The 9271-nt window shown below is 56.4% G+C and carries 9 protein-coding genes; 7 read left to right on the forward strand and 2 right to left on the reverse strand.

The window, feature by feature from the left end; genetic code table 11:
* From BA066_05195 to BA066_05220, 6 genes are all read left to right on the forward strand, one after another.
* Positions 1-256: RNA-binding protein (locus BA066_05195; GenBank protein RDD53282.1), on the forward strand; the 256-nt coding region annotated here is incomplete at its 5' end.
* A gap of 9 nt (positions 257-265) precedes the next feature.
* Positions 266-1567 (forward strand): hypothetical protein, encoded by a 1302-nt coding sequence (locus tag BA066_05200; protein ID RDD53283.1) that lies wholly within the window; start codon positions 266-268, stop codon positions 1565-1567.
* Between the two features lie 211 nt (positions 1568-1778).
* Positions 1779-3671 (forward strand): indolepyruvate ferredoxin oxidoreductase subunit alpha, encoded by a 1893-nt coding sequence (gene iorA, locus BA066_05205; protein ID RDD53284.1) that lies wholly within the window; start codon positions 1779-1781, stop codon positions 3669-3671.
* A gap of 3 nt (positions 3672-3674) precedes the next feature.
* Entirely contained in the window at positions 3675-4286 is a 612-nt protein-coding gene (locus BA066_05210) for an indolepyruvate ferredoxin oxidoreductase subunit beta (protein RDD53285.1), read from the forward strand.
* A 4-nt stretch (positions 4287-4290) separates the two neighbouring features.
* A complete protein-coding gene (locus tag BA066_05215; GenBank protein RDD53286.1) occupies positions 4291-6069 on the forward strand; it encodes a ribosome biogenesis/translation initiation ATPase RLI in 1779 nt (592 codons plus the stop codon).
* A gap of 50 nt (positions 6070-6119) precedes the next feature.
* Entirely contained in the window at positions 6120-6743 is a 624-nt protein-coding gene (locus BA066_05220; protein ID RDD53287.1) for a hypothetical protein, read from the forward strand.
* Here BA066_05220 and BA066_05225 read toward each other — a convergent pair.
* A complete protein-coding gene (locus BA066_05225) occupies positions 6718-7758 on the reverse strand; it encodes an iron-containing alcohol dehydrogenase (protein RDD53289.1) in 1041 nt (346 codons plus the stop codon). The genes BA066_05220 and BA066_05225 overlap by 26 nt on opposite strands.
* Positions 7759-7887: 129 nt before the next feature.
* On the opposite strand from BA066_05225, the gene BA066_05230 reads away from it, so the two are divergent.
* Positions 7888-8595 (forward strand): hypothetical protein, encoded by a 708-nt coding sequence (locus BA066_05230; protein ID RDD53288.1) that lies wholly within the window; start codon positions 7888-7890, stop codon positions 8593-8595.
* A gap of 4 nt (positions 8596-8599) precedes the next feature.
* Here BA066_05230 and BA066_05235 read toward each other — a convergent pair.
* Positions 8600-9271 (reverse strand): methionine--tRNA ligase (locus BA066_05235; GenBank protein ID RDD53290.1); only part of this gene is annotated, 672 nt, incomplete at its 5' end.

Genomic DNA, 9271 nt, shown 5'->3' on the forward strand with positions numbered 1-9271 from the left:
GCCCAAGGTGGTCGTGGACATTGGCGCTGTCAAGCCCATAGCCAGCGGGGCCGACGTGATGGGACCGGGGGTGAAGGAGGTGGAGGGCAGCTTCAGGGAGGGGGATCTGGTGGCGGTAGTCGATGAGAGGCTCAGGGCCGTGATAGCGGTGGGGATCGCCCTCAGACCTTCTGGTGAGGCCAGGGAGAGGGGCAAAACTATTAAAAATATTCACCATGCAGGGGACGCGTTATGGAGGGCCGTGTCATCGAAGTGAGGTGAGCGGGTGAGCGGAAGGAAGGCCTCACTGGAGGATCTATTCAATCCTAGGTCCGTAGCCATAGTCGGAGTCTCAAAGACCCCTGGGAGGATCGGGCATGAGGTCATGAGCAACCTCGTCAGGTGCGGGTTCAGGGGCCCGATATATCCCATAAGCCACAAGTATGCCGAGGTTCAGGATATAAGGTGTTACAGGTCTGTTCTCGATGTAGCGGACGATGTGGATCTCGCGTTCATCTCAACACCGGAGGAGTACATCCCTAAAACCCTCGAGGAGCTGGGGGCCAAGGGCGTCAAGGTTGCGGTAGTATCGTCGGGCAGGAGAGGGGGGCCCCTCGTCGATGTGATAAGGGATGCCTCAAGGAGGCACGGGATGCGCGCGCTGGGACCCTCATCGCTCGGGGTCTATCACTCGGGGAACAGGTTGAACGTCACGCCCCTTCCCCTGAACGCTGGGGGAGGAGGAATCGCCCTAATCTCCGAATCCAAGACGCTGGGGATGGCAGCCGTGAACCACGGGCTCTCGGAGGGGCTTGAGTTCTCGGTGGTCGTAGGCACCGGTGGGAAGGCGGATGTCGATGATCATGACATCCTGAGACACCTCAGTGAGGATGATGGCGTGAAGTCCATAGTCATTCAAGTCGAGACCCTGAGGGATCCGAGGGCCTTCACGGATAGTCTGAGGGAATCTCTTAAGAGGAAGCCAGTTATCGTGATAACAGGTTCCAGAGAGATTATCAAGAGGCTTGAGCCCATGAGGAAGGATTTGCTTGTCCTGAAGGACTTCACAAAGGCCCTGGATATATCCTCGATGTTCACGGAGAGAAGGGTGAGAGGGAGGAGGGCCCTCATCTTGACGAACAGCGCAGGAGCTGTGAACCTGCTCTTGGGATCCCTCGAGGGCTCCGGCATAGAGATACCTGTGCTGAGTGAGTCCTTCCTCGATGACATAAGGATCTTCGTGCCCGAGGGGTCCTCAGCTAGGAACCCGATCGACCTGACCTCCGAGGCGAGTCCGGAGATATTCAGGGGTGTCATAGAGAGCAGCAACTTGCATAGCGACGAGTTCGATCTGATAGTGGTTGTCTACTGTGAAACGAATCCCTTGGAGCTGGAGAAGTTCCGCTCGATGATCAGCGAACTGAAAGATCTCATCAGCAAGCCCCTGATACCCATCCTCCTGGGAGGGGATCCCGTCAAGAGGGCCGTTAAGGAGCTGAGGAGGGAGGGGATACCGGCATACTACAGCATCACGAGGGCGGCGGGGGCTATGGAATCCACAGTCAGGTACTTCCTAGGCCTCAAGTGAGTGTCAGGCGGATGAGCGAGCTTCACCGATCCTGGGAAGTTAACTTGTTCGCTTATCCCTCGATGCTCCTCCCGGTGGATCGGCCGATTGGAGCTCGGGGGATAATCAGCACGATCCTCCCGATGGGGATCGTGGGATCGCGTAGCGGCCTCAATGTCATGGCATCGCGAGAAATGTTTTAAGTTTCACGGGTGATGCTGAAGGGGATCTCATGGGGGACCTGTTGGCTCCGCCCAACACGGTGGAGGTGCTACTGGGTAATGAGGCGATCGCCAGGGGGGCTCTCGAGGGTGGTCTCAACGTCGCTGCAGCCTATCCAGGCACTCCCAGCACAGAGATAGGAGAGGCCCTATCCGTGGCCGCTAAGAGGCTTGGGATCTACTTCGAGTGGTCTTCCAACGAGAAGGTCGCCACAGAGGTAGCTATAGGGGCAGCTTGGTCCGGATTGAGATCCATGACCATGATGAAGCACGTCGGTTTCAACGTGGCGGCCGATGCGATCTTCACCCTGACCTACGCGGGGCTCACGGGGGCCATGGTGATAGTCTCGGCCGATGACCCGCACTGTCACAGCAGCCAGAATGAGCAGGATAACAGGCACTACAGTGAGGCAGCCGGCCTCCCAATGTTGGAGCCCTCCAACGTTCAGGAGGCGAAGGACTTCACCAAGGAGGCGATGGAGCTCTCGAGCAGGTACAAGATACCGTTCATGATCAGGACGACGACCAGGGTGAATCACCAGAGGGGGCCCGTCAAGCTAGGTGAGATAACGGCTAAGCCCTCGGTCGGTGTGTTCGAGCCGCCGGAGCCCGATAGGTACCTCCAGGTCGGCGCCATAGCTAGGAAACATCACATAGAGCTCCTGAAGAAGCTGAGAGAGATACAAGAAATTTCAGGGAATTACGCGAGGATCGAGGGACCTCAGGATTCCGACATAGGGATCATAACATCGGGCGTATCTTACGCCCATGTAAAGGACGCCCTAAGGCTCTCTGGCCTGGAGGCCAAGGTCCTCAAGCTGGGCATGACCTTCCCGCTGCCTGAGCGCACGATCGGGGACTTCCTCAGATCGATAAGCACGGTGTTCATTGTTGAGGAACTCGATCCCTTCCTTGAGCTCAGGGTTAAGGCCATAGCCAAGGACTATGCCCCTGACCTCGAGGTGATAGGGAAGCTAACTGGTCACATGCCCCAGTACCACGAGTACACCGTGAGGACAGTCCTGGAGGGATTCTCGAAAGCTTTCGGGATAGAATCCCCGATAGATTTCGATGAAATTGATAAAAGAAGCTCAGAAATTGTCAGAAAAGTTCCAGCGAGACCACCTATCCTCTGCCCGGCCTGCCCCCACAGATCGGCAGGTTACGCCCTGAGGAGGGCCGCTGGGAGGGCCGTGTTCATGGGTGACATAGGTTGCTACGCGCTCCTTTTCCAGCCCCCGTTCAAGGTGGAGCACGTGACCCATGCAATGGGCTCCTCGGTTGGAATAGCCAACGGTGTCAGCCTGGCCACTCAACAGGATGTGGTCGCCCTGATAGGAGATTCTACTTTCTTCCATGCCGGTATTCCAGCTCTGATAAACGCTGTGCACAATAGAAGGAAGATGCTCGTCGTGATAATGGATAACAGGACCACGGCGATGACCGGTCATCAATCGCATCCCGGCGTCCCTTACGATGCTATCGGCAGGGAGGCCCCCAGCATAGATCTGGAATCCCTCGTTAGAGCTGTGGGAGTCAATTACGTTAGGGTAGTGGATCCGTTCGATCATAAGGAGACGGAGAAGGCCTTCAGGGAGGCCTTGAAGAGTGAAGGAGTTTCGGTGGTTATAACCAGGAGGGAGTGCGCCCTCCTGACTGTGAGGAGGATCAGGGAGCAGGGGAGGAGGATAATAGCCTACAGGGTGAATCCTGATAAGTGCACTTACTGCAGGGTTTGCATAAACACCTTCGCCTGCCCGGCCTTCTTGGATACTGGCTCTTTGGTCGAGATAGATCCTGCGGTGTGCTTCGGCTGCGGTGCCTGCGTCCAGGTATGCCCTTACGAGGCGATAGAGCCTCAGGAGGGCTCACTCGACTGGAGGAGGGAGAAGCTGGGGGTGTGAATCTTGGGTGAGATAAGGGAGTTCAACGTCATCGTGGCCGGAGTCGGTGGCCAGGGCATACTCTTCACGACGAATGTGATGGCGAGGGCGGCCCTGAAGATGGGTGTGAACTTCGTCCAGAGCGAGGTCCACGGCCTGTCCCAAAGGTACGGATCCATAAGGACGGAGCTCAGAATAGGAAGTGATGTCCATAGTCCGCTGATCCTCGAGGGAACCCTGGACCTGCTGATAGGAATGGAACCTTTAGAGACGCTCAGACAGGCCTCCTACATTTCTGAGAGGACCGCAATCGTGATGAGCGACCATATTATACCTCCCACATCGGCCTACCTATCGAGATCCAGGATACCGAGCTTGGAGGAGATAATAGAGGATCTGAGGAGCCTGAGACCCAAGAGGTTAGAGGTTATAGATGCTTACGGGTTGGCCGAGAGGGCAGGGGACTACATAGCGGCTAACGTCGTGGTCATAGGGGCTGCCCAGGCCATAGGAGCCCTGCCGTTTCCTGATGACATCGTCAGAGGGGCCATCGAAGAGCTATCTCCCCCTAGGTATCGGGATTTAAATCTGAGGGCTTACGATCTCGGGAGGGAGGCGCTCTCCCTCTCGAGGTGATCACTTGCCCGGTAAGAGGCTTGCTGTGGTCGACAGGGACAGGTGCAACCCCAAGAAGTGCGGGCTTGAGTGCATGAAGTACTGTCCAGAGGTCAGGATGGGAGTGGAGGATACGATAAAGCTCGTGGATTCAACCATCCTGATCGATGAGAGCCTCTGCACGGGTTGCGGCATGTGCGTCAAGAAGTGTCCCTTCAGCGCGCTGGCCGTGATCAGGCTCCCGGAGCCCGTGGAGGGGGAGGAGGTCCACAGATACGGACCGAACGGCTTCACCCTCTTCAGACTCCCTTTGGTGAGGTTCGGGAAGATAGTGGGACTCGTCGGTCCGAACGGGGTTGGAAAAACGACTTCAATATCGATCCTCTCCGGTAGGATCAAACCGAACCTTGGGGTCACAGACAGGGAGGTCAGCTGGGATGAGATCCTGGAGAGGTTCAGGGGATCCGAGATCCAGACATACTTCAAGAGGCTGATCAACAACGAGGTGAGGGTTGTACTGAAGCCGGAGAGGATAGATAAGATACCGGAGGTTATCAGGGGCAGGGTCTCGGATGTGCTGAGGAGGATCGACGAGAGAGGGCTCTATGATGAGGCCATCTCACTCATGGAACTTGAGAAGCTGAGGGACAGGGAGGTCAAGGAGCTGAGCGGGGGTGAGCTGCAGAGGCTAGCGATCACGGCGGCCTACCTGAGGGAGGGGGACCTCTACATATTCGACGAGCCAACCAATTACCTGGATGTGTTCCAGAGGATGAGGGCTGCCAAGCTCCTGAGGAATCTTCAGGAGGACAACAAGGCCCTGGTCGTTGTGGAGCACGATCTGGCAATCCTAGATTACTTGAGTGACTACGTCCACATACTCTACGGGGAGCCCGGGGTCTATGGCGTCGTCAGCAACCCGCACTCGACCAGGGAGGGCATCAACATATTCCTAGATGGCTACCTTCCGGACGACAACGTCAGGTTCAGGGAGGAACCCGTCTCCTTCTCGCAGAGGACGGCCCCATCAGAGTCGTCCTCGGAGATAATAGCGGCATATTCCGATCTGGTGAAGAGATTCGATGGCTTCTCCCTGCATGTTGAGGGAGGGGAGATATATGCAGGTGAGGTTATAGTGGCTGTGGGACCCAACGGGATAGGAAAGACTACTTTCGTCAGACTGCTCGCCGGTGAGCTCTCGCCGGATAGCGGATCAATTTACATGGAGGGTCTGAGAGTCTCCTACAAGCCACAGTACGTCAGGCCCACTTACGAGGGGACGGTGGAATCCTTCCTTAGGAGAGTGACCGGGGCCAACTACTCGAGCGCCTACTTCAGGGCCGAGGTGCTGAGGAGGCTGGGGATCGAGAGGCTGCTGGACAGGTACCTGGATGAGCTCAGCGGGGGTGAGCTTCAGAAGGTGGCGGTGGCAGCCTGCCTCGGCAGGGAGGCGGACATCTACCTCATAGACGAGCCCAGCGCTTTCTTGGATGTAGAAGCGAGGTTCTCCGTGGCTAAAGCCGTCAGGAGAAGGATAAAGGGAGAGAGGAAGGCTGTTATAGTTGTGGAGCACGATCTCCTCTCAATAGAAGCTTTTTCGGATAGGATCATGATCTTCAGGGGCAAACCCGGGGAGGAGGGTCACGCATCCAGGCCCAAGGACCCCAGGGAGGGGCTGAATGAGTTCCTCATGGAGGTGGATGTTACGTTCAGGAGGGACCCCGACACGGGCAGGCCCAGGGTGAACAAGCCGGGTTCGAAGCTGGATCTCATGGCCAGGGCGACCGGGAGGTATTACCCCTGAGGACACTGGGCTTCCTTCTGGGCAGAAGAGAGGACCTAGTTGATCTCGGGATGAACCTGGATCCCCTGAGACCCATCTTATCCCTCATCCTGTTCCTTACGTTCAGCGCCACGTCCATACTGCTCCTGAGCATCAAGATATCATGCTCGAGTTCGACGATCAATGAGAGGATCCAGGCCTTCCTGGGGATCAAGGGCCTCCTAGCGGTGTACTCCTGGCTTATCATCTCCTCGAGCTGGCTGCTCACTGCGGCGCTCTTCACGAGGGTCGTGCCCAAGAGGCTGATGATGAGGTCTAGGAAATATTTTTACATAATAAGCAACTGCTCAGTAATATATGGGATCATCGGGGGGATCAATAGCGCTCTACTTTCCCTCTCGGAGGGGAGGATAATACCCTGCGAGGGTTCCGAGTGGAGGGATCTCCTCCTCGCGTTCTCTAGGGAAACCCTGAGCTACTTCGCGTCATTCCCGAACATACTGGTTCCAATTCTCTCGCTCCTCTCTCTCATCTGGTTCTCCGTGATCCTGTTCAAGGTGCATCGGGTGACCCTAGGGCTGAGCACTCTGGAGTCTCTCCGCTACTCCCTGGCCTTCACGCTGATCTTCGTCCTGCTATCAGCCGCTCTGATGATCTCCGCCTCCCTGATCACCTTATCACTCCTGTCACCCTAGCGAGCTTCTCGGCGGCGCTCGGGGTCAGACCCGAGGTGCCGAGTATCGTATACCTCCTCCTCACCTTGTGGGCGATTGTCAGAGCCTTGATCACGAGATTCGGGTCTATCCCAGCCTCCTCGGCGGTGGTCGGGACGCCGGCCTCTATCAACTTCTCCTTTATGGTCTTCCAGTCCTGACCCTGCAGGTATGCCATCATTATCGTCCCCAACGCCACTTGGATCCCGTGAGGTGATCCCTTAGCTCCTAGCTCCGAGGAGAGCATGTCTAGCGCGTGGCTGAACATGTGCTCGCTTCCGCTTGCCGGTCTCGAGCTCCCTGCTATGCTCATCGCTACCCCGCTCCCTATGAGGGCTTTGACGAGTATCCTGGTGGACTCCTCAAGGCGAACCCCTATCTCGTGCGCATGATCCATTGCTATCTTCGCGCTCAAGAGGGACATTGATGCTGCGTACTCGCTGTAAGGCTCGTCTCTCAATTTGTAAGCCAATTCCCAGTCCCTAACTGCGGTTATTTTCGCGACAAGGTCCCCGAAACCGGATTTGAACGTTATGGGGGATGCCCTGCTTATTATCGTGGTGTCCGCTATTATCGCGGTAGGGGCCTCCGTCCTGACAGACCTCCCCAGCCTCGCCTCAACTTCCTTGGATAGTATGAAGCTTACCGCTGGGGAAGCTATACCATCGTGACTGGCCGATGTCGGAACCACGAGATATCTGACCCCCATCTCGGCCGCGACCAGCTTGGCCATGTCCAACGGTCTCCCGCCACCCACCCCTATGATCAGACCGGCGCCCGCCTTACCGGAGAGCTTTATCATGTTCATAAGTTCCTCGAACCTCCCTGACTCGGATGCTATGTGAAAGAGCTTATGCTCCGGCTCCAGTGAGGAGATGAGATCCTCCGCCACGGTCTTCGTCACGCTGGGCCCGCTTATCACGACTATCGGAGAGCTCACACCCAAGCTCTGCAGAACCTCTCCGACCTTTGAGATGGCGTTGGGTCCGAAGAATATGTATCTTGGACTTTCTATCCTCTCGAGCCCTTTCTTGTTCTCCAACCCCAGCGCACCGGTCTCATGGGCCCTTCCCTCAAATATAACGGTTAGGGTAATCTTTTTTAGGACGATCCTGCGGGTTGACCTATGCGTGCTAATGCCAAGTTGTTAGCGGCCATATCCCTGAACATCGTCTTCGTAGCGTTGCTCTTGGCCTGGCCTTTGATGAACTCACCCAGCTTCATCATTTCCATCGAGGAGAGCACTGTTCCCTTGGGTGGGCAACTCAACTTCACCCTCTCCTTCCCTTCCGCCCCATCTGAGGTCAGGATTGAGATCATAGATGCCGTGACCAACAGGACTGTCTACTCCGCCTCCCTGAGTCCGAGCAGTCAGATGAGGGGGAGCGTGAGGATAGAGGAGGGAAAGTTCAGGATCGGATTTCACATCCTCAGGGTATATGCAGTTCTGAGCGGTAGGGAGGTTTCAGAGGAGTCTTATTTTAGCGTTTATGGGGCAGCCCCCATTCATCTCGATCTCTCGGTGGAGAGACCCAAACTAGTCGTTGATCTGAGCGAGACGGGGAACTACACAGAGGTCACCAACAGGGTGTTCGTCAAGGCGAGAACGGATGAGGGACCAGTTGGTGAGGTTAAGTTGCTAGCCATTTCCCTAGGGCCGAATTCCACTGTGACTGAGGTCGCCAAGACTGACAGCAGTGGGAGCGCTGTTCTGGAGTGGCGCGCGAACGTGACCGGCAACTCCACGTACAGGGTTGTGGTGCAGGCCATGAAGCCCGGGCATCCCCTGGCTTCGGGCGAGGTAAAGATAGAGGTCATCGTGAGGAGGGGTTAGGGAGTCAGCGGATCTCCATCGCGGAAAGCACCTCTCTATTCTCTCTTATCTGCCTCAACCTCTCCACAAGCTCCTCCTTCCTTATCTTCCTGAAGAGGGGCTCCACGGAGCTCACCCTGCCCACGGCCTCCGCGGAGAAAGCGATCCCCCGATCAGGCTCGCCATCGAATCCGAGCATCTTCCATAGTCTCTCAGCAGAGAAAGGAAGGAATATGTGCATATAATAGGCCAATATCTTCAGGAGTTGGTAAGATGCTAGTATGGTGGAGTCGGCCCTCCCTCTATTGCTCTCGAAATCCCTCCAGGGCTCCCTATTGTTGAAGAACCTGTTTCCTATCCTGGCCATCTCTATGAGCCCCTTGAGGGCATCCCTCAGCCTCACCCTCATCAGGTCATCCTCTATCCCCTTCCCCACCCCCCTGACCTCCTCTAGGAACGATGCGGACTCCTCATCGAGCTGAACCCGGGGGATCTGCCCCCCGTACCTCGAGCTTATGAAGGAGAGCACCCTGTGCGCTAGATTCCCTATTATATCATTCAGCTCATCGTTCACCTTCGACTCGAAGTCCTCCCATGAGAAGCTGGAGTCCCTCTGCTCAGGTCTTGTGTAGAGCATGTAGAACCTCCAGTAATCGGCTGGGAGCAGCTTCAGGGCTTCGTCCATCCATATCCCCCT

The sequence above is a fragment of the Candidatus Korarchaeota archaeon NZ13-K genome, assembly GCA_003344655.1.
Lineage (GTDB): Archaea > Korarchaeota > Korarchaeia > Korarchaeales > Korarchaeaceae > Korarchaeum.

Excerpts from the sequence above, each read along its gene's own strand:
- BA066_05220 (RDD53287.1), top strand. The coding sequence starts at position 6,120 with ATGAACCTGGATCCCCTGAGACCCATCTTATCCCTCATCCTGTTCCTT.
- iorA (RDD53284.1), top strand. The coding sequence starts at position 1,779 with ATGGGGGACCTGTTGGCTCCGCCCAACACGGTGGAGGTGCTACTGGGT.
- BA066_05230 (RDD53288.1), top strand. The coding sequence starts at position 7,888 with ATGCGTGCTAATGCCAAGTTGTTAGCGGCCATATCCCTGAACATCGTC.